Origin of the sequence: Aestuariibacter sp. GS-14 (genome assembly GCF_006494365.1) — a bacterium.
Lineage (GTDB): Bacteria > Pseudomonadota > Gammaproteobacteria > Enterobacterales > Alteromonadaceae > Alteromonas > Alteromonas mangrovi.
The window spans coordinates 130746-156658 of the sequence record NZ_VHIP01000004.1; the positions used below are offsets into that span (position 1 = coordinate 130746).

General features: G+C 48.0%; 26 protein-coding genes. 21 read left to right on the forward strand and 5 right to left on the reverse strand.

What is annotated here, in order from left to right:
- The first annotated feature begins 6 nt into the window (after positions 1 to 6).
- From FJ444_RS08385 to FJ444_RS08440, 12 genes are all read left to right on the forward strand, one after another.
- Entirely contained in the window at positions 7 to 372 is a 366-nt protein-coding gene (locus tag FJ444_RS08385) for a response regulator (RefSeq protein ID WP_140957783.1), read from the forward strand.
- Positions 373 to 377: 5 nt separating this feature from the next.
- On the forward strand, positions 378 to 2303 hold the full coding sequence (locus tag FJ444_RS08390) for a chemotaxis protein CheA (protein WP_140957784.1): 1926 nt from the start codon (positions 378 to 380) through the stop codon (positions 2301 to 2303).
- A gap of 5 nt (positions 2304 to 2308) precedes the next feature.
- Positions 2309 to 2827 (forward strand): chemotaxis protein CheW, encoded by a 519-nt coding sequence (locus tag FJ444_RS08395; RefSeq protein WP_140957785.1) that lies wholly within the window; start codon positions 2309 to 2311, stop codon positions 2825 to 2827.
- Positions 2824 to 4995 carry a methyl-accepting chemotaxis protein gene (locus FJ444_RS08400; RefSeq protein WP_140957786.1) on the forward strand — a complete coding sequence of 724 codons (2172 nt, stop codon included), beginning with the start codon at positions 2824 to 2826 and terminating at the stop codon, positions 4993 to 4995. Before FJ444_RS08395 ends, FJ444_RS08400 begins: the two co-directional genes overlap by 4 nt.
- Before the next feature lie 22 nt (positions 4996 to 5017).
- Positions 5018 to 5821 carry a protein-glutamate O-methyltransferase CheR gene (locus tag FJ444_RS08405; RefSeq protein ID WP_140957787.1) on the forward strand — a complete coding sequence of 268 codons (804 nt, stop codon included), beginning with the start codon at positions 5018 to 5020 and terminating at the stop codon, positions 5819 to 5821.
- Between the two features lie 11 nt (positions 5822 to 5832).
- Positions 5833 to 6441, forward strand: a complete 609-nt coding sequence (gene cheD / locus FJ444_RS08410; RefSeq protein ID WP_140957788.1) for a chemoreceptor glutamine deamidase CheD — start codon at positions 5833 to 5835, stop codon at positions 6439 to 6441.
- Between the two features lie 5 nt (positions 6442 to 6446).
- The gene (locus FJ444_RS08415; protein ID WP_140957789.1) at positions 6447 to 7493 is read left to right on the forward strand and encodes a chemotaxis response regulator protein-glutamate methylesterase; all 1047 of its coding nucleotides are present in this window, start codon (positions 6447 to 6449) and stop codon (positions 7491 to 7493) included.
- Between the two features lie 539 nt (positions 7494 to 8032).
- Positions 8033 to 8473: a type II 3-dehydroquinate dehydratase gene (gene aroQ / locus FJ444_RS08420; protein ID WP_140957790.1), complete on the forward strand. Its 441-nt coding sequence runs from the start codon at positions 8033 to 8035 to the stop codon at positions 8471 to 8473.
- A gap of 12 nt (positions 8474 to 8485) precedes the next feature.
- Positions 8486 to 8941, forward strand: coding sequence for an acetyl-CoA carboxylase biotin carboxyl carrier protein (gene accB / locus FJ444_RS08425; RefSeq protein ID WP_140957791.1), 456 nt, complete (start codon positions 8486 to 8488; stop codon positions 8939 to 8941).
- Between the two features lie 13 nt (positions 8942 to 8954).
- The gene (gene accC, locus FJ444_RS08430; protein ID WP_140957792.1) at positions 8955 to 10295 is read left to right on the forward strand and encodes an acetyl-CoA carboxylase biotin carboxylase subunit; all 1341 of its coding nucleotides are present in this window, start codon (positions 8955 to 8957) and stop codon (positions 10293 to 10295) included.
- 368 nt (positions 10296 to 10663) lie between these two features.
- Positions 10664 to 11596 (forward strand): hypothetical protein, encoded by a 933-nt coding sequence (locus tag FJ444_RS08435; protein WP_255439084.1) that lies wholly within the window; start codon positions 10664 to 10666, stop codon positions 11594 to 11596.
- A gap of 1 nt (position 11597) precedes the next feature.
- On the forward strand, positions 11598 to 12230 hold the full coding sequence (locus FJ444_RS08440; RefSeq protein ID WP_181405104.1) for a CAP domain-containing protein: 633 nt from the start codon (positions 11598 to 11600) through the stop codon (positions 12228 to 12230).
- A 67-nt stretch (positions 12231 to 12297) separates the two neighbouring features.
- On the opposite strand, the gene FJ444_RS08445 is transcribed toward FJ444_RS08440, so the two are convergent.
- The 3 genes from FJ444_RS08445 to FJ444_RS08455 form a co-directional block, all read right to left on the reverse strand.
- Complete coding sequence (locus FJ444_RS08445) at positions 12298 to 12627, reverse strand: DUF3718 domain-containing protein (RefSeq protein ID WP_181405105.1); 330 nt, start codon at positions 12625 to 12627, stop codon at positions 12298 to 12300.
- Positions 12628 to 13339: 712 nt separating this feature from the next.
- The gene (locus tag FJ444_RS08450; RefSeq protein WP_140957794.1) at positions 13340 to 15466 is read right to left on the reverse strand and encodes an exonuclease domain-containing protein; all 2127 of its coding nucleotides are present in this window, start codon (positions 15464 to 15466) and stop codon (positions 13340 to 13342) included.
- A gap of 44 nt (positions 15467 to 15510) precedes the next feature.
- Complete coding sequence (locus FJ444_RS08455; RefSeq protein ID WP_181405106.1) at positions 15511 to 15771, reverse strand: hypothetical protein; 261 nt, start codon at positions 15769 to 15771, stop codon at positions 15511 to 15513.
- Positions 15772 to 15879: 108 nt separating this feature from the next.
- Here FJ444_RS08455 and FJ444_RS08460 point away from each other — a divergent pair, with 108 nt between their 5' ends.
- From FJ444_RS08460 to FJ444_RS08470, 3 genes are all read left to right on the forward strand, one after another.
- The gene (locus FJ444_RS08460; RefSeq protein WP_140957796.1) at positions 15880 to 16071 is read left to right on the forward strand and encodes a CPXCG motif-containing cysteine-rich protein; all 192 of its coding nucleotides are present in this window, start codon (positions 15880 to 15882) and stop codon (positions 16069 to 16071) included.
- Positions 16072 to 16097: 26 nt separating this feature from the next.
- Entirely contained in the window at positions 16098 to 16754 is a 657-nt protein-coding gene (locus FJ444_RS08465) for a flavin reductase family protein (protein ID WP_370298025.1), read from the forward strand.
- A gap of 178 nt (positions 16755 to 16932) precedes the next feature.
- Positions 16933 to 17226, forward strand: a complete 294-nt coding sequence (locus FJ444_RS08470) for a high-potential iron-sulfur protein (RefSeq protein WP_140957797.1) — start codon at positions 16933 to 16935, stop codon at positions 17224 to 17226.
- Between the two features lie 63 nt (positions 17227 to 17289).
- Here the strand turns inward: FJ444_RS08470 and FJ444_RS08475 are convergent, their stop codons facing one another.
- The gene (locus FJ444_RS08475; protein ID WP_255439085.1) at positions 17290 to 18912 is read right to left on the reverse strand and encodes an amidase; all 1623 of its coding nucleotides are present in this window, start codon (positions 18910 to 18912) and stop codon (positions 17290 to 17292) included.
- 117 nt (positions 18913 to 19029) lie between these two features.
- Here FJ444_RS08475 and prmA point away from each other — a divergent pair, with 117 nt between their 5' ends.
- The 6 genes from prmA (at position 19030) to purD (ending at position 25408) form a co-directional block, all read left to right on the forward strand.
- Positions 19030 to 19911: a 50S ribosomal protein L11 methyltransferase gene (gene prmA / locus FJ444_RS08480; RefSeq protein WP_140957798.1), complete on the forward strand. Its 882-nt coding sequence runs from the start codon at positions 19030 to 19032 to the stop codon at positions 19909 to 19911.
- Positions 19912 to 20115: 204 nt separating this feature from the next.
- Positions 20116 to 21114, forward strand: coding sequence for a tRNA dihydrouridine synthase DusB (gene dusB / locus FJ444_RS08485; RefSeq protein ID WP_140957799.1), 999 nt, complete (start codon positions 20116 to 20118; stop codon positions 21112 to 21114).
- 30 nt (positions 21115 to 21144) lie between these two features.
- Entirely contained in the window at positions 21145 to 21438 is a 294-nt protein-coding gene (fis, locus tag FJ444_RS08490; RefSeq protein WP_073317897.1) for a DNA-binding transcriptional regulator Fis, read from the forward strand.
- A 170-nt stretch (positions 21439 to 21608) separates the two neighbouring features.
- Positions 21609 to 23207 carry a bifunctional phosphoribosylaminoimidazolecarboxamide formyltransferase/IMP cyclohydrolase gene (gene purH / locus FJ444_RS08495; RefSeq protein WP_140957800.1) on the forward strand — a complete coding sequence of 533 codons (1599 nt, stop codon included), beginning with the start codon at positions 21609 to 21611 and terminating at the stop codon, positions 23205 to 23207.
- An 84-nt stretch (positions 23208 to 23291) separates the two neighbouring features.
- Entirely contained in the window at positions 23292 to 24104 is an 813-nt protein-coding gene (locus tag FJ444_RS08500) for a class I SAM-dependent methyltransferase (protein WP_140957801.1), read from the forward strand.
- A gap of 17 nt (positions 24105 to 24121) precedes the next feature.
- Complete coding sequence (purD, locus tag FJ444_RS08505; RefSeq protein WP_140957802.1) at positions 24122 to 25408, forward strand: phosphoribosylamine--glycine ligase; 1287 nt, start codon at positions 24122 to 24124, stop codon at positions 25406 to 25408.
- A gap of 146 nt (positions 25409 to 25554) precedes the next feature.
- Here the strand turns inward: purD and FJ444_RS08510 are convergent, their stop codons facing one another.
- A complete protein-coding gene (locus FJ444_RS08510) occupies positions 25555 to 25806 on the reverse strand; it encodes a superinfection immunity protein (RefSeq protein ID WP_140957803.1) in 252 nt (83 codons plus the stop codon).
- Positions 25807 to 25913 lie beyond the last annotated feature (107 nt).

The window sequence follows — 25913 nt, forward strand, 5'->3', positions numbered from 1 at the left end:
CAGAATATGGGTAAAAAGATACTAGTTGTTGATGATTCGATGTCTATTCGGCAAATGGTGGAAGTGACATTGCGGGGCGCTGGTTACGATGTTGAAACCGCAGCCGACGGCAAGATTGCACTGGATAAGTGTCAGTCCACCCGATACGACTTTGTGCTAACCGACCAGAATATGCCAAATATGGACGGTATTACGTTAATCAAGTCTTTACGCGGAATGGCCAGCTTTCGTGCGGTGCCCATAATTGTGCTTACCACCGAGGCTGGCGAAACGTTAAAAGCGCAGGGTAAAGCAGCAGGGGCAACCGGATGGATGGTGAAGCCTTTTGACCCATCCAAATTACTGGCTATAGCGTCTAAATTGCTGGGGTAACCATCATGTCTGTAGATATGAATCAGTTTCACACCGTGTTTTTTGAAGAAAGTAATGAACACCTTCAAACCATGGAAGAACTATTGCTGAATATATCTACAGATTCCCCTGATCCGGAAGATTTAAACAGTATATTTCGCGCCGCGCACTCCATAAAAGGTGGCAGTGGAATATTTGGATTTGATGCTCTCACCGGGCTAACCCATGTAATGGAAACCATTCTGGACAAGGCTCGAAACAACGAACTGGATCTCACCACTGATATCGTGGATGTTTTGCTGGCAACCACAGACACCCTGGGTGTAATCATCAAATGTTACCAGAATGAAAGTGACATTGACTGGCAACAAATTGAAAAAGGCAAAGCAGATCTACAGGCAATATTAAATATCGATGATCATGTTGAGCCTTCTTCAAAAGCAAACACGGAAGAAGAAGACGGCTTCGGGTTCTTCGATGACGAGCCAGTATCAGGCGCGAGTGCAGAAACCGACGGTGTCGATGACGGCTTCGGCTTTTTCGACGACGCACCAGGCACCGAGTCCATATCAGTCGCGACTCAATCACAGCCGACGGCAGAAAGCGAAGCAGACCAGGGTTTTGGATTTTTCACTGATCCCAAACCAGTTAAACCTGTGCCAGATGAAGAAGCATTTGGCTTTTTTACCGATGAAAAAACAACGTCGAAAGTCGCCAAGAAGCCTTCATCCGTAGCCATGCCTTCCAAGTCTGCTCCGGTAAAACAAAATGCAGGGGCGGAAACCGGCTCAATTCGCGTAGACACAGTCAAGATCGATAATGTCGTTAATCTGGTTGGCGAGATGGTAATCACGCAGTCGATTTTGTCGATGATAGGCCAGGAAGTAGAAGGTAGCACCGGCGAAAAACTCAACGCCACACTGGAAGAACTGGCCAGAAACATCCGCGAGATTCAGGAAGCGACCATGTCGATGCGTATGATTCACGTTTCGTTTGTGTTTAACCGTTTTCCCCGGTTGGTCCGCGACCTTGCAAAAACCCTCAACAAAAAAATTGAGCTTGTTATCGAAGGCGGCGAAACCGAAGTCGATAAAAGCATGATTGAAAAGCTCGCGGATCCACTGACCCACCTGGTAAGAAACAGCCTGGACCATGGCATAGAGCCACTTGAGAAACGCCTGGCAGCGGGTAAACCGGAAGTGGGAACTGTGATGCTTAAAGCGGAACAGCGCGGCGGTAATATTATGATCAGTATTCAGGATGACGGCGGTGGCCTGAGTCGGGAAAAAATACTGAAGAAAGCCCTGAGCAATGGAATGGCCGTGGACGAGTCCATGCCAGACGAAGCCGTGTGGCAGCTTATTTTTGCACCAGGATTTTCTACTGCTGAAGCAGTAACGGACGTATCCGGGCGCGGCGTCGGCATGGATGTAGTGCGCCGAAACATTGAAGCCATAAAAGGTACTATCGACATTCAGTCTACGGCGGGTCAGGGCTCAACATTCACAATTAAATTGCCGCTCACACTGGCAATCATTGACGGACTATGTGTTTCAGTCGGTGGTGAAACTTACATCATTCCGTTACTCAACATTATTGAGTCCCTACAACCCACTGCGCAACAGATTAAAACCCTGGCCAACGACAATGTACTGTGGAGCAGAGACACCTACTGGCCGCTGGTTTCGTTGCATCATCAAATGCGCATTCCAGGGCAGGCAAAACCCCTTGCTGAGTCGATCATTGTGCTGGTTGAAATTGGTAAAAAGCGCTACGGCATCATTGTAGATCAGTTGTTGGGTAAACAGCAGGTAGTAATAAAGAGTCTGGAGCGCCACTACCGCAAGGTCGAAGGTATTTCGGGCGCAACAATTTTGGGTGATGGCAAAGTCGCAATGATTATCGATGTTGATAATCTCGCGAAAACTGAACAATTGAGTCAAGTGGGGTAATCCGGATGGAATCATTGTCATCGAAGGAAAAATTGCATGCAACGTCTATGGGCGACAGCAAAGAATATCTGACTTTCATGCTGGGTGAAGAACAGTACGGCCTGGCAATTATCCAGGTAAAGGAAATTCGCGGCTATGAACCTGTAACGAAAATTGCCAACGCGCCCAGTTTTATCAAAGGGGTTATTAACCTGCGCGGCGACATTGTGCCAATTGTCGATTTGCGCGTGAAATTTAAGGTCAGTGAAGCGACCTATAATGAATTTACTATTGTCATCATGCTCAATGTAAAGGATCGCATTGTTGGCATAGTAGTCGATAGCGTCTCCGACGTTATCAATGTCACAGAAGATGAAGTACATCCGCCACCTGAGTTTGGGGTTGCTTTTGACAGCCGTTACTTAGACGGCTTGGCCAGCGTGGATGATGGATTAGTTATTCTGGTCAATATCGAGCGGCTGATTACCAGTGAGGAAATCGGCATATTCGACAGCATGAATCAGCAGAACGAGGGCTCAGTATGAACTTACGCGATCTATTTGGCGGCGGCAGCGCCCCAGCACCCAAAACACCGGCTTTTTATGAAATTGCGTTGGGAGCCATTTCTTCTGGTGTAATGGTGGCGGATAAAAACCGAAATATCATCTATGCAAACCCCGCCGTTTATCATTTGCTGAAGAATTACGAAGATGAAATCCGGACGGTGTTGCCACACTTTTCGGCCGATAATCTGGTGGGTCAGAATATCGACCAGTTCCATAGAAATCCTGCCCATCAGCGACGGATCTTAGCCGAGCTTACGGCGCCAATGGAATCTTCTATTGTCGTTGGGGATGTTAACTTCGACCTGAAGCTCACCCCGTTGCTGGATGCCCAAGGCACCCCCGATGGCGCCATTGTAGAGTGGGTAGACAAAACACAATTCAATTTGTCTTCTAACAAACTGGCCGCCCTTGACCGCAGCCAGGGTGTCATTGAGTTCCGGCCTAATGGCGAAATAGTCGCAGCCAACGAAAACTTTCTTACCCTCATGGGGTACGACGAAAGCGACATTATTGGCAAGCACCACAAAATATTTGTCGCCAATGACTATGCGCAGTCCGCCGAGTACAAGGAGTTTTGGGCAAAGCTGGCTAAAGGCGAATTCTTTAGCGGTGAATATTTACGGTTTGATAAAGGCGGTAATGAGGTATGGGTCCAGGCGTCGTACAACCCCGTTACGGCTGGCAATGGCAAAGTAACCCGCGTGGTTAAGTACGCCGTTGATATCACCGAAGACAAGCTTCGCAACGCGTATTTTTCAGGCCAAATTAATGCTATTAATCAGTCGCAGGCTGTGATCGAATTTGAACCCTCTGGCAAAATCGTCACCGCAAACGATAACTTCCTGAATACCATGGGTTACAGCTTGAAAGACATCCAGGGAAAACATCACAGTATGTTTATCGACCCTGCGCAACGCGCCAGCAGCGAGTATCGCTTATTCTGGGAACAACTCAACGACGGACAGTTCCAGTCTGGCGAGTTTCATCGCATCGGTAATGGTGGTAAGGAAGTGTGGATTCAGGCTACTTATAGTCCGATTATCGATCACAATGGCCGGGTATTTAAAGTGGTGAAGTATGCTACCGACATTACCGGACGCAAGATGGCCGTTAACGACATATGCGACATCATGCTGATGCTATCGAAGGGTAACCTCACCACAAGACTGGAACGCGAATACGAAGGCGAGTTCAAACAACTTGCCACATCGGTGAACGAGTTTGTATCTAACCTCACGAACATCATTCACGAAATACGCGCGGGTTCCGAAACAATTAACAACGCCTCGGCTGAAATTGCCAAAGGTAACACCGACCTGTCAACGCGCACCGAACAACAAGCGTCCAGCCTCGAAGAAACGGCGTCGAGTATGGAAGAGCTCACCAGCACGGTTCAGCTCAACGCCGACAATGCGAAGCAAGCTAACGGACTGGCTTCTGAGGCTTCACGAGTTGCCATTGATGGCGGCAAACTCATTGAGCAGGTGGTGGGTACCATGGCAGACATCAATCAGTCGGCCAAGAAAATCGAAGATATTATTGGTGTTATCGACGGTATTGCTTTCCAAACCAATATTCTGGCACTGAATGCCGCAGTAGAGGCAGCAAGGGCAGGTGAACAAGGCAGAGGCTTTGCAGTCGTTGCATCGGAGGTGCGCACCCTGGCACAACGCTCAGCCAATGCAGCAAAGGACATCAAGGATCTGATTTCAGACTCCGTAACCAAGGTTGAAAGCGGTAATGCACTGGTGAATCAATCAGGCAAAACCATGCAGGAAATTGTTACGGCCATTCAACGTGTAAATGACATTATGTCTGAGATTGCGTCAGCATCGGCCGAGCAAGCCAGTGGTATAGATGAAATCAACAAAGCAGTTACGCAAATGGACGAAATGACCCAGCAAAACGCAGCGTTGGTAGAAGAAGCAGCAGCGGCAGCCGAGAGTATGACCTCGCAAGCAGCGCAGCTTATCTCAAGAGTAAACTTCTTCGAACTTGGGCATACACAGGAGAGTGCATCTATGCCTCCGCCAGCTCGCATTGCATCGCTCGCAAAGCCCAAAGTCTCTGCGAAATCGTTGGCCAGTGCTTCCAGGAAATCACTGCAGGCTTCTAAACCTGAAGATGACGAATGGGAGAGTTTTTAACAGCTGAGCGCGGGAGTAACAAATGGACAGGCCTTTCGCATACAGCAACAAGGAATTCGAGGCTGTCCGTCAGAAAATACGCCAGTTAACGGGTATTAATCTGGCCGATAGCAAAGACAGCATGGTGTACAGCCGCCTCTCCCGGCGGCTGCGCGCGCTCGGACACACGTCGTTTCAACAGTATCTTGCCTTTCTGGATACCAATAAGGAAGAAACCGAACATTTTATTAATGCGCTAACAACTAACTTAACGTCGTTTTTTCGCGAAGCACATCACTTTGAGGCGTTAGCGACGTATCTGGAGTCGCATCCGGGAGCAATTACAATATGGTGTGCAGCATGCAGCAGCGGAGAGGAAGCTTATTCCATCGCCATGACCTGCGCAGAAGCACGCGGAAGCCTCAAGCATAACGTGACGATTTTAGCTTCCGACATCGACAGCAAAATGCTTGAAAAGGCTCAGGCCGGTGTATTTCCTATCGGTCATGTTGAAAAACTCAACCTAAACCGAAGAAAACAGTTTTTCCATAAAGGCAAAGGGGCCAACAGTGGTTTTGCCCGCGTCATTCCCGAATTGCGCACCCACATCCGTTTTTTCCAGGAGAATTTGTTGAACAGTCACTACAAAGTGAAACCCGGCGTCGATATCATTTTTTGCCGGAATGTAATGATTTACTTCGACAAACCCACCCAGGAAGCGATAGTAAAACGCATGCTCGCCTTGCTAAATCCAAAAGGCTGGTACATTGCCGGCCATTCAGAGAACTTTTCACACCTGGCCAATTTGATGCGCCCGATGGGTAAAACCATCTATCAGGTTGTGTGAAGGGATACGAAATGACCACGCTTCCGCTGGCCCCTATCCCAAATCGCTACTTCGACCGGCATTTTGACCGGGAAGCGGTTAAGATTTTACCAGGCGAGTATTTTGCTACCCGTGAACCTACCATGATTGTAACAGTGCTGGGTTCCTGTGTGTCAGTATGCCTGCGTGACCCGATCACCAATATTGGCGGCATGAACCACTTTCTGTTACCCAGCGACGATTTGGCACCCGCCGACGGCTTAAATGCATCTGCGCGCTATGGTTCTTTTGCTATGGAGCTGCTAATCAACGATCTTTTAAAACTGGGGGCAGCCAAGTCAAGGCTTGAGGCAAAGGTATTTGGCGGGGGGAATGTGCTGCAAGGCATTACCATTAACAATGTTGGCGAGCGCAACAGCGAATTTGTACTCGACTACCTGCAGGTAGAAAAAATCCCTATTTTGGCCAGGGATCTGCTTGGTCCGTATCCCCGGAAAGTCTATTTTTTTCCAGATACGGGCGAGGTTAGAGTGCGAAAAATTAAAATTATGCACAACAACACCATTCTTGACCGTGAAAGTGAATACCGCATGCGTATTAAAGACAGTCCGATTGCCGGTGATGTTGATTTTTTTGAGTGATCCTTATGAGTATATCCGTTTTAGTTGTAGATGACTCCGCCCTGATCCGTTCACTGATGACACAGATCATCTCTTCGCACCCTCAGCTCAGGCTGGTTGGCACTGCCCCTGATGCCTATGTTGCCAAGGAAATGGTAAAAAAGTTTAACCCGGATGTGATTACGCTGGACATCGAAATGCCCAAAGTCGACGGACTGACCTTTCTGGATCGCTTGATGAAAGCTAAACCCACACCAGTGGTTATGATTTCTACGCTAACGGAAAAAGGGGCGGATGCCACTATGCTGGCTCTGGAGCTGGGTGCTATTGATTTTATTCCGAAGCCTAAAATTGATGTTCAGGCAAAGTTTATGGCCTTTCAGGAAACGGTAACCAGTAAAATTATTGCCGCAGCCAGCGCCAAAGTGGCAAAACGCGTCCTTAATCAAAGCGTAACCCAGACGCAACTGAGCTATACCGGTACCGAACTGATCGTTGGCGTTGGGGCAAGCACCGGCGGTACCGAAGCAATAAAAGACTTACTGATTCGATTGCCCGCCTCATTCCCGGCCATAGTAATGACACAACATATGCCCCCCGGTTTTACCAGTAGCTTTGCCAAGCGACTTAACAGCATGTGTGCGCTAACGGTAAAAGAAGCGCAACACAACGAGCGCTTACTGCCTGGTCACGCTTATTTGGCGCCAGGTGACCGCCATCTAAGTGTGATTAAATACGGCGCTGATTTCCGTACCCAACTTACTGATGGCGAACGTGTAAGCGGGCACAAGCCGTCAGTAGACGTTCTATTTCAGAGTCTTGCCGACAACGTAGGCAACAATGCGTTCGGCGTCATTCTTACGGGTATGGGCAAAGACGGAGCTGATGGCATGCTGGCAATGCACAACAAAGGCTCCGTGACGTTTGCTCAGGACGAAGCAAGTTGCGTGGTATATGGCATGCCAAAAGAAGCCGTGAAGCGCGGCGCGGTAGATCAAACATTATCAATACCCGACATCGCCATTTCACTTACCGAAGCCATCCGCAAGAACGCAAAAGGCAACCGTTTGTAGGTTACCGTTAAGCTGGGATAAACATCGTTACAACACCACTAACACAAGGTTTAAGAATGCGGTGAAATTGCGGTGTTGCATAACGGGTTTCTTTTATACCAATTCGCATAGAAGTTTGCCCTCTCAGCAACCCCCTGAGGGTGAACTTCTATGCGAATTGGTATTAGCCCTTTATTTGCCTGAAAAGTATCGATACCCTGCCATTTGATACAAACTTTACTCTGATTGTTTTTCATCGAACTTTTTTGTGACGTTTATTGACTAACTAACGTCTAACATTTTATTGCAACACAAATACAGCAAAATCGGTGGAGAACTTTCAGGGTTTCAGGGTCATTGAGTGAGGATCCTTACGTAAACTTTGTGTCAATCTCCCCTGATTAGACCAGTATTTTGCTGCTAACTTGAGATTATTCACTATAATCATGGATTAATTTACACTAAGTCGGATTTGAACGCGTTTTTGGGTGTTAATTTTTTGCTTTTTCTGTATAAATGGCAAATACACCGAAAATAGACGCATGATTACTGCAAGTTTAATGAAAATACTACTTATTAACGGCCCTAACCTTAACCTGTTGGGCAAACGGGAACCCGAAACTTACGGATACACGACGCTGTCTGAGATTGTGTCGTCATTAAGCGGGTATGCCAAATCAAAACAGGCTGAACTGTCACACTTTCAGTCAAATTCGGAAAGCGAGTTGATCGATCGTATTCACAGTGCAATGGGCGAAGTAGACGCTATCATCATTAATCCTGCGGCCTACACTCACACCAGCGTAGCATTACGCGACGCATTACTGGGTGTGAACATTCCTTTTATTGAAGTGCACCTGTCGAACGTGCATGCCAGAGAGGCTTTCCGACATCATTCTTATTTCTCCGATATCGCTGCGGGCGTAATAGTGGGCTTTGGTGCCAAAGGCTACTATTTCGCTGTGGACGCGGCAGTCGATATGCTGAACAAACAACACTAACAGAGACAGATTATGGATATTAGAAAGATTAAAAAACTGATCGAACTGGTCGAAGAGTCAGGTATTGCCGAACTGGAAATCACGGAAGGCGAAGAGTCTGTGCGCATTCACCGCGGCAGCTCACATATGCCTGCGCCTATTCACTACAGCGCGCCTATGCATGCACCAATGCACGCTGCACCTGTAGCACCTGCACCAGCCCCTGTTGCAGAAGCAGAGCCAGCTGCGCCTACAGGCCATACGGTTAAATCGCCGATGGTAGGTACTTTCTACCGTGCATCGTCGCCTACTGCAAAAGAATTTGTACAGGTAGGTCAAAGCGTTAATGTTGGCGATACCCTGTGTATCGTTGAAGCCATGAAAATGATGAACCAAATCGAGTCTGATAAAGCCGGTGTCGTTAAAGCCATTCTGGTAGAAAACCAGGACGCGGTAGAGTATGACCAGCCTCTTTTCATTATTGAATAAGCGGTAATCACACATGGATAAAGTACTCATAGCTAACCGCGGCGAAATCGCGCTGCGGATATTACGAGCCTGTAAAGAGCTCGGTATCAAGACGGTTGCTGTGCACTCAACAGCCGATCGCAATCTGAAACACGTACTGCTGGCAGACGAATCAATTTGTATCGGTAGTGCAAAGGCGACTGAGAGCTACCTGAACATTCCTCGTATTATTGCAGCGGCTGAAGTAACCAACTCGATTGCAATACACCCGGGTTACGGGTTTCTGGCGGAAAACGCGGAATTTGCTGACGCAGTTGAGAAAAGCGGCTTTATCTTTATCGGCCCACGCGCTGACACCATCAATCTGATGGGTGACAAAGTGTCAGCCATTAACGCCATGAAGAAAGCCGGTGTACCTTGTGTGCCGGGATCTGATGGCCCGCTGTCTGCCGACGAAGATCGCAACAAAGCCATTGCTAAGCGCATTGGTTACCCAATCATCGTAAAAGCGGCTGGCGGCGGCGGTGGCCGGGGCATGCGCGTTGTGCGCAGCGAAGCTGAACTGATCAAATCTATCGTAACCACCAAAGCGGAAGCAGGTGCAGCATTTGGTAACGACGTAGTGTACATGGAGAAATTCCTTGAAAACCCACGTCACGTTGAGATTCAGGTTTTAGCCGATGGTCAGGGCAATGCAATTCACCTAGGTGAGCGAGACTGTTCTATGCAGCGTCGTCACCAGAAAGTGGTTGAAGAAGCACCTGCACCGGGTATTTCTGAGCAAATGCGTAACAAAATTGGCGATCGCTGTCGTAAAGCCTGTATTGAAATTGGTTATCGCGGTGCCGGTACGTTCGAGTTCCTGTATGAAAACGGCGAGTTCTATTTCATTGAGATGAACACCCGTATTCAGGTTGAACACCCGGTGTCTGAAATGATCACTGGCGTTGACCTGGTTAAAGAGCAGTTGCGTATTGCCGCTGGTCAGCCATTGTCAATCGATCAGTCTCAAATCCAGATCCGTGGTCACGCAATTGAATGCCGTATCAACGCAGAAGATCCAGACAACTTCATTCCCAGCCCAGGTAAAATCAACATGTTCCATTCGCCTGGTGGCTTAGGCGTGCGTTGGGATTCACACATTTATGCGGGCTACTCAGTACCACCGTATTACGACTCCATGATTGGCAAACTGATCACCTACGGCGAGAGCCGTGATGAAGCGATTGCCCGTATGCGTCATGCGTTGGATGAGCTGGTAGTGGATGGTATTAAAACTAACATCCCTCTGCAAAAGCGCATTATGGCCGACGAAAACTTCTATGCCGGTGGAACCAATATCCACTATCTGGAGAAAAAGCTGGGATTGTACTAATCCCATCCAGTTGGTATTTGATATTAAGGGCTTCGCAATGAAGCCCTTTTTTGTGTCTGAAATGCCACATAAAACGGCTTGTTCTGTTTTTTCAATCAGTTCAATTAATAATATTAATTATCATTTGTGTTTTTTAGCTTTTATAGTGGAACCAAGAGGTTAAACTTAAGTCTAACTTCCTGTTCAGACGTTTAGAGCATAATGTGACCCATGCTTAACTACATCTGAATACCTTTATCTAAAGGTACTTCTCCACTTGTTTGGCCGGCATTTTGCCGGCTTTTTTCTTTATTCTTCTTAACATCTTTGACGCAGACCGAAGCAATTACATACACTTGATGCCAACAGCCTTAGTGTGAATTCACAAATTGAGTAAATCCATCTTTCAGATTAGCCTGACAAGCGCCTTTTTCATCACTGCAATTACGGTCAGCTGGCAGGCCCACTCTCAAGTGACTTACGACCACCGCATAGACGCACAGATCCGTTACGACAATCGATCAAATCGCGACGACCGGGTTCAGTATCGGCTGCGTTACTACCCTCAAATTACCCTCAGTGAAAACTGGAATCTGAATAGTTTTGTGGTAACAGGAGATGATTTCGCTTCCAGTCACAATACGTTTGGTGAGTCTGACTCCCAGGAATTGGCAGTACGGCGCTTTTATGTAACACACAGTTTTGAAGGTGGAAAAGTAGAGTTTGGCGTTATTCCAACCTACAAGGGGAGGGTATCTTCAACCGGTTTGTCTAAAGATGGTTGGATTCAGGGTGTTAGGTACGTCACCAGTTTGCAACCCAACCATAAAATTGAGTTTGTTACGGGTAATTTAAGCAACACCGACCCCAATAAGGCTTTGTCTGTTCAAAATGACCTGAATTATTTTGAGTTAGAATACTCGGCTAGCCTTAACGAAAAACATGCTTTTGAACTGGGTGTCGAACGCATCACCGCCGGAAATTATATTCGAGGCGAATGGCGCTACGCACAAAGTGGAGAGCAGACTTGGTCTATAGAGTACGTAAGGCGCGTTGATGAAGCGCAAAACAAACTGGTTATTGGCACCGAAACAGCGTTCTCTGTTCAGGGTTATAGCCTTGATCTTCATGCATTCTATGCGTACGTTAGTGAGGGGTTTGGCTTCAGGGCTGAGCTTACTGAAGATTACCTTGGCACTGGGCACGGTGGTTCTGTAGTGATTAGTGGCAATCTCAATATTGGAGGATTAGACTGGTTCTCCCGTGTTGATGTGGTAGGTAACACTAAGCGATTGTTATTAGGGATAAAAAGGAAGTTCTGACATGACGCTGTGTAAAGCAGGAAATTTACTAACGTTAACTTTAGCGATTGGTTTGAGTAGTCCGTTACAGGCAGCTGACAACAATGACAACGCCTGTGGATTTAATGAAACTGCGCGCAGGCTGGCTGCATTAATTATGCAGGACACGCATCAACAACGTTCACACATTACTTGTCACCCGTTATTAGCACAAGCGGCTGAAGACAAAGCCCGTACCATGGCTGATTACGGTATGGTAAGACATAATTTAGGCGGCAGCCCTAACGGCAGACTTAGGGAAATAGGTTTTCCTATCCCTCATTACTATAGCGGTGTAATGGGTAATCAAGTTGAGGCGATTGCGGGAGGCTATTCAACGGCAGAGTCTGTGTGGGATGCGTTTAAACACTCCACAAGCCATCGCCAACATTTGTTAGGAGAGCTGGATTTTTATCGCGAGCAGCAGTATATCGGCGTGGGTTTTTACAAAGACAAGAGTACGCCACACGTTGAATACTGGACGGTTTATTTAACGGAGGCGGCAAGTGATTCCGCTGTCCCGGCGTTTGAATACATACCCAATAAAGGGGTGTTTTTTGTCGAAGAGCCCGAAATTGCCGTACAGGTGTTTGATACGTCAACGACAGAAAATTAAGTAGAGATCTGTAACAACGGTCCCGTATACAGCTTTTATACGGGACGCTGTTTTCAGACACGCAGACTTACTTCGCAGTAATTTGCGAAATCAGCTGGCCAGTATACTCACCTGCAGTAATGTAACGGTTAATGCTGGCAACGTTCTCACCATATTGTTCAACAAACTCAACAATTGGCATGTCGTTGCACTGTACATTACTTGCCACATAGTTACGTGTCAGACCGGCATCTTTAATGGCTTTATGCAGCTTCATTTTGTTACCTTCAGCAGCCACAACACAGATATCACTGGTTACCGCACTGTCAGCAGCAACCAATTGTGTTTCCGCTTGTGCTAAGCCCATACCAGCAACACTAACACCAACAATCATCAATACTTTTGCAATAGCTTTCATCGTTTTTTCCTTTAGTTCCATTTAACGGGGAGAGTCCACTAAGCTAGAGCAACCACAGTGCCAACTTTTATTTTATTTAATTAACAACAAGTTACATCAAATCAAGGAATTATTGGCATTGAGCAAAAACAAACCAAAACTAAATACTGGTTAATTTGACCAATATTTAGCATAAATAATCTTATACCAATTCGCATAGAAGTTTGCCCTCTCAGAGTGAGTCAAAACGACTTAGATCACGACGCGTTCTCTGTGGCATAGTCATTCTATGTCCAGAGGGCGCAACACAGATGTAAGTCGTTTTGGCCACTCCCTATGGGCAACACTGGCAGACTTTTTAGCGTTGTTACGCTTGCTTGATTTGGAACCACCAAACCTGTGCAACCAAGCCTAGCTAAAAAGCCTGCCAGTGCTGCTGAGTGAGCAAACTTCTATGCGAATTGGTATTAAGCTAACTCTAAGAACTGAAATGTGACAGGGTTTCAAAAAATGGGCATGTTCGAAGGCAAAAAAAAGGCCCACATTAGGTGGGCCAAACAGCAAGAACGCGTACACACTTTCAACAGTGCATAGTTAGTATGGTCACAAGGTGCAAATAGATCAAAAAATAATTTTATTTTTTTTAATTATTAAAAAAATATTATTTATATTAATAAAATTAATAATTTAGAAATTTGGGCGGTAATTATTCGATATGAAGGGGTTACGAAACTCACTCGACTTCGCCCTGAATAATTTTCAGCAGCTCAGCAGCGGCCAGCGCGTCGTCCAATGCCCTATGGTGATTGTCGAGCCGAATCCCGAAATGTTCCGTTAATGCTTTTAACGAATAAGAAGGCAATCCGGATCTATGCTGACGCATTCTCGCGCAAGTACACAATTTGGGGCGTCTGAATGAACGCTCCAGCCTGGCGAATTCCTGCTTGATAAAACCATAGTCAAAATTCACATTATGCGCCACAAACACACAACCATGAGTAAAGGCATCAATATCATCTGCCACAGCTTCAAAGGTGGGCGCATCCGCTACCATATCGTCGCTGATCCCGGTTAGCTGAGTGATCCGGTAGGGAATATGCCGACCCGGATTGATCAAACTTTGCCAACGCGCCACTTCCTGGCCATTAACTATCTTAACCATGCCCACTTCGGTAATTCTATGCTGTGGTGCTTGCCCACCGGTGGTTTCGATATCCACAACCACATAGGGCTGCATAGGATCCTGATACCAGTTCACCTGGGTGATATTGACGTTAAACCCGGCTTGCTTTAAACGTTGAATAGTAACAAGCTGATTACGCCGCAATTGATCACCTGGCGCTTTAATTTCTTCAAATCGCAGTACGCCGTCTTCGATCACCATGATATCGGGAAACCCATCCCGCAAGTTGGCATAATCCTGTGTCATCAGGCGCAAGAACCTGGCGAGTTTAGACACCTCGGTAAACTGCAAAAAGCGTTGAATAGTATCCAGTAAACCCTGCCGCCACATGAACACACTATTTACTTTGCCGTAATGAGTGGTGGCTTGTTTAAGCAGATACTGATTCAGTTTTTTCACATCCTTACAATACGTCTCCAGGTGTAAGTCAATTTGATCGCCAAAGCGGGCATAAAAGTCATTGTGCCTTAACACCTGTGGCCGACGATCAAATTCGCTTATCACCCCAAACTCACCATGTAACCAATCCCAAAAAACCAGACCAAACAGCGTTCGCCACAACGTATTTTCAGTGCGAAAAGCCTGTGCCTGTTTCTTTTGGTATGAGTCAATTACACCATTTTCCACGTCCTGAATGTACGACTCATCCAAGGAGATAGACTGGGTAGCATCCCGCAGCATATCAGTCAGTACCGACGTGCGTTTACTGCCAAACTTGCGTTGATAAAAATCTTCGGCAAAGGCCAGTAACGTATCAGAAGACGGATCATCGATAATGCGCTCAAGGGCAGCTTGCGCGGCTGCTTTGTCGCCCGTTTTGTAGGTTTCCCGGATCCATTTTTCCCGGGCATTATCGCTGCCCGCCTGATACAGATACGCCAGCGCTTTAGATGCATCTTTACTGAGCCAGAACTGCCCTAATGCATACAGCAACCTGTCGCGATAATCATGGCCAATCGCACAGAATACGGGCTTGTCTGTATGCGGGCTGAAAGCTTGTTTTTGCGCTTCATCGAATAACGAAAATTGCCTTAACGCATTAGCGTAATAAAATGCATTCAACGCCGCTTCCCGATGTTCAAAACGCGCCGAGTCGGCTATCGCGTCCTGGCGAGTTCGCATTACCCCCAGGTCACGCATCGAGAACTGATTAAGGCGCCCTCTGGAGTGACCGAAATACAAAAACAATAAATACCGCAAAACCTGATCAAACTCACAATACAAATACTGAGTTGCCAGGTCTCCGGTTTCAACAATATGGCCATTTAAATACGCATCTGAAAATGTGTCCACCAACACATTTTTGGGTGCTGAGGCCGGCACCTTATACCCATTTAACAACAGCAAATACAGTAGATCGCTCTTTGTCATGACCTGTGTGATGTCGTGCACGCTGGCTGTTAACACATCGCCAAACCAGCCGGTGCTTTTCAGGCTGAACAGGGCGTCAAAAGGGGCGTGTATTTCGTCGTAACCAAAGGTTTTTACCACCACTACAGCGTATTTTCGGTTGGCTGCCCGGGCAACAATACACTGTGCGTTGTCATCAAGTGCGCGAAACCGCTCTATAAACGCCTGCGCATCATCGCTTAACAACACCTTATTGGCGCCATCAAAGAAGCTCAGGAATTCATAAAAATGATCCAGGTAATATCGCTCTGGCAGTGTTTTACGCATGATTGAGTCCGCTAACCACATAACATGTATAAATATACAGCAGTTTATTCATTGCGACAAACCTTCACTTTTTGACGGCCTACCCAGGCAAAATATTCTGATAACGCTGGATCACTGAGTAATAACGACAATGTATGGCGCTGCTTTGCCAATTCGCTCTCGCTGTAAAACCGGTGAATACCATTGTGGCATTGCCTGCAAATCATTACGCCACTTGCCAGTGCTTCTTTGCTGTAATGTTTTTTAAAGTGAGCGCGGCGGTGCATCTTTCGCGGGATAAGATGATGAAAGGTTAGATAGGTCATTCTGCCGCAGCAGGCACAAAGACCTGTTTTCTGATTCTTCAATTTCAAGCAATCCAACTTCTCTGTTCTGACGTACAAACCACACATCAACGCGATAACAGGCCACCAATGAGTTTAACCAACGCCACCACCTTTGAATGCCCCTATTGCATGACAATCAACGATTTGGAAGTTGACGAAGTATATGACATCGACCAAACCCAGATAGTGGACTGCCAGATCTGCTGCCAACCCATAGTGGTTACCGTTACCCAAAACGACGGCGAGATTTATGTGCACGCTGACGTAGAAAATGAATAACCCATTTCACCCAGGAACCTGTTTTTGTGACTCATTTATTCGACACTGACGCAATAGACAACATGCCACAGCGCTTTCGCGCCAATTTTATTAACAGCTTGTCCGGCTATAAAAGTGCAAATCTGATCGGCACGTGTGATGCAAATCGCAACACTAACCTGGCCATCGTCTCCTCGGTGTTCCATGTCGGTGCCAATCCGCCCCTCATGGGTATGCTAATGCGACCACATTCCGTCACCCGCGATACGCTATCCAACATTAAGGAGCAGGGCGTTTATACAATTAATGCCGTGCCGGTTTCGATGTTTGAACAGGCACATCAAACCTCAGCCAGATATACGCCCCAGCAGAGTGAATTCGATCACTGTGGTTTTACACCGTGTTGGCATGGTGATTTTACAGCGCCGTTTGTGGCAGAAAGTCCGATGCGGGTAGCGCTGCGAGTTGAAGATATTCAGCGACTGGATGCCAACAATACCGAGCTGGTTATCGGCCGAATTGAGCAGGTATGGGTAGACAACAACGCCGTTGAGGACGATGGCACGGTAGATATTAGTCAGCTATCATTAACCTGTGTAAGTGGTCTCGATACTTATCACAAGGTGATACCTATCGCCAAAATGGCTTATGCCAAGCCCGACAAAATGCCCACCCCGATTAAATTATTTAATTCAGATCAATAGTTGGCAGTTTTGTTATTGGTAGATCCAAAAAAGGCGCGTATAAGTATAAACAGTTAAAATACATTGATGAACTTGTCGGTGTTTAACACTCTCTAAAGACCTGCCCATGGCAGGTTTTGTTGTTTTAGGCACCGGATAAAAAAGAATCATTCTCGTTTACATGCTGGAGTAAGTTTTTATGAAATCTGTCAACCGTCGCGACTTTCTTAAACTGTCAGGCACGACACTGATTGGAATGACATTAGGTGGCGTTGCATTGCGTGCAAACGCTCAGGAACATTTGAGTGAAGATGACGCCACTGCCAAGGCGCTAAAGTACGTAAGTAAATCCGCTGTTGATGGTGCACAATGCGGCAACTGCATGTACGTACAAGGTGATGCAGCCGCTGAATGGCGTCCATGTGCAATATTCCCCGGCAAACAAGTTAACGCTAATGGCTGGTGCAGTGCCTGGGTGAAAAAGCCTGGTTAATCACTGGTCAACACAACAAAAAGCGGCACTTTACGTTGCCGCTTTTTTGTTATTTAACAGCCCCTATTTGTAAGGCTCGGCTGCCTTATTCAGTGACGGCGCATCAAAACGGGTTGTGTAAAAAACCGGGATGATACGAGAAGGCAGGATTGCCTGTACGGATTTCCCAACTGCCAGCACCCTGGCATCATCCCACTGCGCACCAATAATGCTCAATCCCACTGGCAAATCCCGAACAGCGCCCATTGGCAATGTGAGATGAGGGTAGCCAGCAATGGCCGCCATATAACCGATGCCAACATAGCCGTTCGGTGCGTTGTCACCGTACACTGCATCAATTAAAAACGCTGGATTATTTGAAGGCGCAATCAATACGTCTACATTATTCCGGGTAAGTAACGCATCAATACCATTCTCGCGTGTCGCCGCTCTAACCGTATTCAATGCCTCGGCATAGTTGTCGTCATTCATGCCCTGAGTATTGTCAGATAGCACAAAGATAGATTGATCGAACAATACCATTTCGCGCACAGACGCGTTATTAAAGCCAATTAACTCTGACAAATTAGACACGGGCAACGACGCAGGGCTCTGCAACAAATACTGATTCAATGCGGTTTTAAACTCTGCCAGCAGCACAAAATACGACTGTTTCCAAAAATCGTCTGGTTGAGTGTGTTCGCTTATCTCAACTACGGTTGCGCCAGCAGCACTAAGTGCAGTAACCGTTTTATCGAACAACTGAATAATGTCAGCGTCATCCCCTTGCCGCCATCGAACCACGCCCACGCGAAGACCGGCAAGACTAATAGCAGATTGAGCGAGTGTGTTGCTATCCGGACGGTTGGCATAGGTGGTTACCGGATCTGCAGGGTCGACACCTGCCATAACCGACACCATTAATGCTGCGTCTTCCACACTACGTACCATGGGCCCGGCAGTATCCTGTGTAGGAGAAATAGGCACAATGTGAGAGCGCGACACCAGACCAACGGTAGGCTTAAAGCCCACAATGCCATTCATGGAAGAAGGACAAATAATCGAACCGTTGGTTTCGGTGCCCACTGCCAAGGACGCGAGTCCTGCTGCAATGGCTACCCCTGAGCCAGACGAAGATCCACAGGCAGTGCGATTCAGCATATGAGGATTACGGGTTAAGCCACCCACGGCACTCCAGCCACTTGATGACTTTTCGGAGCGAAAATTTGCCCACTCTGACAAATTCGTTTTACCTAAAATCACTGCACCGGCGTTGCGTAACTGGCTTACCAACGGTGAATCGCGATAAGTGTGGTTATTGAGCAGCGCCAATGAGCCCGCTGTGGTAGGCAGTTCTTTCGACTCGATATTGTCTTTGAGCAATACCACCACGCCATGTAACGGCCCTTTCAGCTCTCCCTTTGCGCGCATACCATCAAGTGCCTTAGCTTCTGCCAGGGCATTCGGGTTGAGCGACAATACACTGTTTAACATGGGGCCATTTTTATCCAGACGTTCAATGCGTGCCAGATACCCGACAACCAATGTTTCAGAAGACAGCAAGCCGTTTTCCATTGCCACCAGTTGCTCGGTTGCCGTTGCGTCCAGCCATCTGGACTCCACTTGCATAGAACCCGGCGTAGCGCAGGACAAAAGCGCGAACGTTAGCATGGACGTTAACGCAAAAATAATACCTTTGTGTTTCATGATGCTTCCTCAGTCTGCGTAAAATCATCATATACCATAAGTGCACAAGTGTATTGCGTGTTGGGGAGTATGCGCTTTACTGGTAAACTGTCGGCAAATTTTGCACACGAGATCCTCATGCCCTGGCTACAACTTAAAATCGACACTTCAGCAAAACTGGCAGAACAAGTAGGAAATATGATGAGCGCTAACGGCGCTCAGGCAGTCACTTTTGTAGACGCCAAAGACACGCCAATGTACGAGCCCAAGCCCGGAGAAGTGATGTTGTGGCCAGATACTCAGGTAGTTGGACTATTTGAAGCCACCGACGACATGCCTACCATTATTAAAAACCTGGAAAAAGCACGTGTGCTGGGCAAAGGCTTCAAGTACAGTCTGGAGCCACTGGAAGATAAAGACTGGGAACGCGAATGGATGGATAACTTCCACCCCATGCAGTTTGGCAACCGCCTGTGGATATGCCCAAGCTGGCGTGACGTTCCCGATCCCAACGCAGTTAACGTAATGCTGGATCCGGGACTGGCGTTTGGCACTGGTACCCATCCCACTACGGCCATGTGTTTGCGCTGGCTGGACGGTGTGGACGTAGCAGACAAAACCGTTGTCGACTTTGGTTGCGGTTCAGGCATTCTGGCCATCGCCGCACTTAAACTGGGTGCCAAAAACGTAATTGGTATTGATATCGACCCGCAAGCATTACAAGCATCCATGGACAATGCCCAGCGCAATCAGGTAGAAGACCGTTTAGCGGTTTATCTGCCTGAAGACCAACCCACACTGCAAGCCGATGTGGTCATGGCAAACATACTTTCCGGCCCGCTCATTGAACTTCAGGACGTGATTACAAGCTACTGTAAACCCGGCGGTCTGTTGGTGCTTTCGGGCATTCTTGCTGAGCAAATTCCGCGCATTGAAGCCGCCTACGGGCGTGATTTTAATTTGCACGCAAGTGTAACAGATCAAGAATGGGCGCGGGTTTCAGGGCAACGCAAAGCATAATCTTTAAGATTCTGTAAATTAATTGCTAGCAGTTCGGTGTAATCCTGCTGTAACCCCTTTGCCACAAAATTGAAATCTTTTTGTCAAGACTAAGAACACAAATTTTGTGTGATTTTTAGCCTTTTCAAGCTCAAAGAAAACGCGTACACTTAGCGCCCCTTTCGGACAACTGGTTATTTTCTGCGCAAAGTTTGAGTGTTATTCATGCGAATTGGTCAGTACACGCTAGACAACAACTTAATGCTTGCGCCAATGGCTGGTGTCACAGACAGGCCGTTCAGGCAGCTGTGCCGCAGGCTGGGGGCGGGGCTCGCTGTATCAGAAATGCTCAGCAGTAATCCAAAAGTTTGGCACACCGCAAAGTCTATGCTTCGCATGGATCACAGTGGTGAAACAGGGGTACGCTCGGTGCAAATTGCAGGAGCGGACCCTGAGTTAATGGCCGACGCCGCCAGGCTCAATGTGGATAACGGTGCGCAAATCATCGACATCAACATGGGATGCCCGGCAAAAAAGGTGAACAAAAAACACGCTGGTTCGGCATTGTTACAGTACCCGGATTTAGTAGAGTCGATTGTTAAAGCCGTGGTTAACGCCGTGGATGTACCGGTTACGTTAAAAATACGGACCGGTTGGGACACAGATAATCGCAATGGGGTAGATATAGCCCGCATTGCACAGGAAAACGGCATACAGTCGCTGGCCGTACATGGACGCACCAGAGCTTGTATGTATAAGGGTGAAGCCGAATACAGCACGATCCGCGCAATTAAGCAGGTTGTGTCAATTCCGGTTGTTGCCAATGGCGACATTACTTCACCGCAAAAAGCCAGGGACGTACTGGACTATACCGGAGCCGATGCATTGATGATTGGCCGTGGTGCACAAGGTAATCCATGGATTTTCAGAGAAATCGACCACTTTCTGAAAACCGGCGACCTTCTGGCACCGCCGTCGTTGCAGGAGCAACATGCGGTATTAAAGGAACACGTGGCAGCTGTTCATGATTTTTATGGTGATGAACAAGGTGTCCGTATCGCCCGCAAACACGTGGGGTGGTATTTATCGGAACACGATAAGGAACGTCAATTCCGTCAAACGTTTAATGCACTGGAGCTGGCCTGTGAACAGCTTAGTGCGGTAGACGACTATTTTAACGCGCTGCAAACTGGTGAGAGCCGACAGATCTCCCCGGCAGCTTAAGACTGATTAACAAAAGAGCAAGAAAGTATTATGTTCGATCAAAATGTAACTTCTCCTTTTACTACTACAGTAACAACGCCATCGCAAACTCAGGCACAAAAACCACTGCGTGATTCAGTAAAGCAAGCGGTTAACAAATACCTGAAGCAACTGGACAACACCAATATCGACAACCTGTACGAATTGGTATTGGCGGAAGTCGAAGCTCCATTACTGGAAGAAGTTATGACTTTCACCCGCGGCAACCAAACTCGCGCTGCCATCATGATGGGTATCAACCGTGGTACACTGCGCAAAAAATTAAAGCAGTACGGTATGAACTAAGACTGCACTGGGCTTAGCCCACTTAAGAGCACCTTCCGGTGCTCTTTTTGTTTTCACGCAGTAGGCCAAAGTCCTGGCGGTTTGCAACACTTACTGCGTTACATACAAGGATAGATGTCAGGCAACAGAACAACCCTTTTGATTAACCTCCGTCGAAGCAAGATACCACTATGGATACACCAAAACCGATTAAACGCGCACTGTTAAGTGTGTCAGACAAGACCGGCATTGTTGAGTTCGCCAAAGCCCTTCACGATGCAGGCGTAGAACTGTTGTCTACTGGCGGCACTGCCAAACTGCTGGCCGAGCAGGGCCTGCCTGTTATTGAAGTATCAAATTACACCGGTCACCCGGAAATTATGGACGGACGCGTGAAAACCCTTCACCCGAAAATCCACGGTGGTATTCTGGCGCGTCGCGGCACCGACGAAGCAGTAATGGCCGAAAACAACATCGGTCCTATCGACTTGGTTGCGGTTAACCTGTATCCGTTTGCTGCCACCGTTGCTAAAGAAGACTGCACACTGGAAGACGCCATTGAAAACATCGATATCGGCGGTCCAACTATGGTGCGCGCAGCCGCGAAAAACCACAAAGACGTCACCATTGTGGTTAACGCTGGCGACTACGCCCGCGTATTAGCCGAAATGGCAGGCAATGCTGGCTCACTCACTTACAACACCCGTTTCGACCTGGCGATTAAAGCCTTTGAACACACCGCTGAGTACGACGGCATGATCGCCAACTACTTTGGCGCACGTCTGGAATCAACCGATTGCGCGGATGACTGCGGTCACGATCACAGCGAATTCCCGCGTACTTACAACGTACAAATGACCAAAAAGCAAGACCTGCGTTATGGCGAAAACAGCCACCAGTCTGCGGCGTTTTACGTTGAAAACAACATTCAGGAAGCCTCCGTTGCTACTGCTATTCAATTAAACGGTAAGGAACTGTCGTTCAACAATATCGCCGACACTGACGCTGCACTTGAGTGCGTGAAAGAGTTCGTTGAACCGGCCTGTGTTATTGTGAAGCACGCCAACCCTTGTGGTGTGGCGCTGGGTGAAAACATCCTGGAAGCTTACGATCGCGCATTCAAAACCGACCCAACTTCTGCGTTTGGCGGCATTATCGCCTTTAACCGCGAACTGGATGCCACTACTGCACAAGCCATTATCGACCGTCAGTTTGTTGAAGTGATCATTGCGCCAAGCGTAACTGAACAAGCGGTTGACATTGTTGCAACCAAAAAGAACGTGCGTCTGCTTGTGTGCGGCGACTGGCAGGGTCAGCTTACCGACGGCTACGACTTTAAACGCGTTAACGGCGGCTTACTGATTCAGGAACGCGACTTCGGCATGGTCGACATGGAAGACCTGCAGGTTGTGACTAAAGTACAGCCTACCGAAGCACAACTGCGCGACCTGATGTTCTGCTGGAAAGTAGCAAAATACGTTAAATCTAACGCCATCGTTTACTGCAAAGACAGCATGACCATTGGCGTGGGCGCGGGCCAGATGAGCCGTGTTTACTCTGCTAAAATTGCCGGTATTAAAGCGGCCGATGAAGGCCTGGAAGTAGCCGGTTCTGTTATGGCGTCTGACGCTTTCTTCCCGTTCCGCGACGGTATTGATGCCGCAGCAGCAGCGGGCATTAAGGCCGTTATTCAGCCAGGCGGCTCAATGCGTGACGAAGAAGTCATTGCCGCAGCCGACGAGCACGGCATTGCAATGGTATTTACCGGAATGCGTCATTTCCGCCACTAGGCGATGATTTGCGTTAGCCTGACATCACGAATGTTAATATTCTGTGTTAGGCTAACGGCACAATCACGACAGAAAGGAAATCCCATGCGTAAATCAGCGTTGTTGTTACTTGCAAGTTTGTTGTCAGTGCCTGTATTTAATGCACAGGCAGATGCCATTGCCGATGCGGCTGCCAGCGAGCACCGCTCAGCCCAGGCTAAATTGCGTGACGAATACCGTCACCCTCAGCAAACTCTGCGTTTCTTTGACATTCAGCCCTCCATGACGGTTGTTGAAATCAGCCCGGGTGGCGGCTGGTACACCGATATCCTTGCCCCGCTGTTAAAAGACGAAGGCAAGTTGGTGGCCGCTCACTTCTTTGTAGAGGAAGGCAGCCCGGATTACTACCAGCGCTCACTGGCGGCGTTCAAAGAAAAAATGGCGAATCATCCGCCTTACAGCAACATTGAACTGACCGCATTTCACCCGGTTAAAGCATTAACGGTAGCGAAAGCCGCCTCAGCCGATCGCGTGCTGACATTCAGAAACGTACACAACTGGTATATGGCCGACAAAGACAGCGGCGTACTCAATGCCATGACTGCATTTTACAATGCACTGAAACCTGGTGGCATGTTAGGCGTGGTGGATCACCGCTTACCAGAGACTGCCAGCGATGACACCATGGAGTCTTCGGGCTACATGAAGCAGTCGTACGTGATCAAAATGGCCGAAAAAGCCGGTTTTAAACTGGTAGCCAGCAGCGAAGTAAATGCTAACCCACTTGATACAGCGGACCACCCCAAAGGCGTATGGACGTTACCCCCGTCGTTGCGCTTGGGTGAAGAAAACCAGGCCCATTATATGGCCATTGGTGAAAGTGACCGCATGACCCTGAAATTTGTTAAACCTGATTAACTAACGGAATCTACTCAATGAAGGTACTTGTGATTGGCGGCGGTGGCCGCGAACATGCGTTAGCCTGGAAAGCGTCTCAATCTGCTGGTGTAACCGATGTCTATGTGGCACCGGGCAACGCGGGCACAGCCATTGAAGACAACCTCACTAACGTGGATATCTCTGCCACTGACGTAAGTGCTTTGGTCGCGTTTGCCAAAGAAAACCAAATCGATTTAACCATTGTAGGCCCAGAAGCGCCATTGGTTATTGGTGTGGTTGATGCGTTCCAGGCCGAAGGCCTGACTATCTTTGGTCCAAGCAAAGGCGCCGCTCAGCTGGAAGGCTCAAAAGCGTTTACCAAAGACTTCCTTGCCCGTCACAATATTCCTACGGCTGAGTACCAGAACTTCACCGAAATCGAGCCGGCTTTAGCTTATGTTCGTGAAAAAGGCGCACCGATTGTGGTAAAAGCCGACGGCCTGGCTGCTGGCAAAGGCGTTATTGTAGCAATGACACTGCAAGAAGCCGAAGACGCTATTCGCGACATGCTGGCTGGCAACGCCTTTGGTGAGGCGGGCAGCCGTGTCGTTATCGAAGAATTCCTGGACGGCGAAGAAGCCTCGTTTATTGTGATGGTAGACGGTAAAGACGTAGCGGCATTTGCTACCAGTCAGGATCACAAGCGCGCCGGTGATGGTGATTCAGGCCCCAATACCGGCGGCATGGGTGCGTATTCACCGGCACCGGTAGTGACGCCTGAAATCCACCAGCGCGTAATGGACGAAGTAATTAACCCTACCGTTGCTGGCATGGCCGCAGAAGGCTATCCGTACGTGGGCTTTTTGTACGCCGGCCTGATGATCATGGAAGACGGCACGCCCAAAGTGATTGAGTACAACTGCCGCTTTGGCGATCCAGAAACTCAGCCCATCATGCTGCGTTTGCAATCTGATTTGGTTGCGCTGTGCCTGAAAGCTTGTAAAGGCGAATTGGCCGGTACGCACATCGACTTCGACCCACGTGCATCTGTTGGCGTGGTGTTGGCAGCAGGCGGTTACCCGGGTGATTATGCCAAAGGCAAAGTGATCCGTGGTCTGGAAGACGCCGCTAAGCTGGACGGCAAAGTATTCCACGCGGGTACTGCACTGAACGGCGACGACGTGGTTACCAGCGGCGGACGTGTATTGTGTGCCACTGCGTTAGGGAACACAGTTACCGAAGCTCAGCAACAAGCCTATGTGTTAACCAAGGCCATTGACTGGGAAGACGTATACTACCGCAACGACATTGCTTACCGCGCGATTGCTCGCGAAAACAGCTAGTGTTTCTGCAACGCCAACCTTGAAGCATTTCAGGGTTGGCGACCTTAACACTAATAATCACTCATCGTTTTTAATCGATGATTCCAGCAAGTGCACCATTTCTCGCAATGGCCTGAGAATATTATCTAATGCCCATCAGCCAACGTTTACGCTGCCTCAACGGGCTTCCTGCGAAAGCGATTCACCATATTCCCGGTTAACGCCCAAACCATTACGCCTGACCAGGCAATAAGAGAAAAGCCCGCAGGCACACAAGCCATGAGTATTAATTTAAATTGCTTGCGGTTGAACAGCAGTGCCACCAGTGCAGGCAAAAACCAGGTGAAAACAACCAATGCTCCCACCACGGTTAGCGTTAAGGGATCGGCCGTTGTAAATAGTTGTGCAAAAGCGTCCATGTATCTGTCCTTTAAAAAATGCGTTCAGATATACAGTCCCGGCTTATCCGAAAAGATTACAAAGACAGCTAAAAAATTAATACACATCAAGGTTTACATCCTGATGA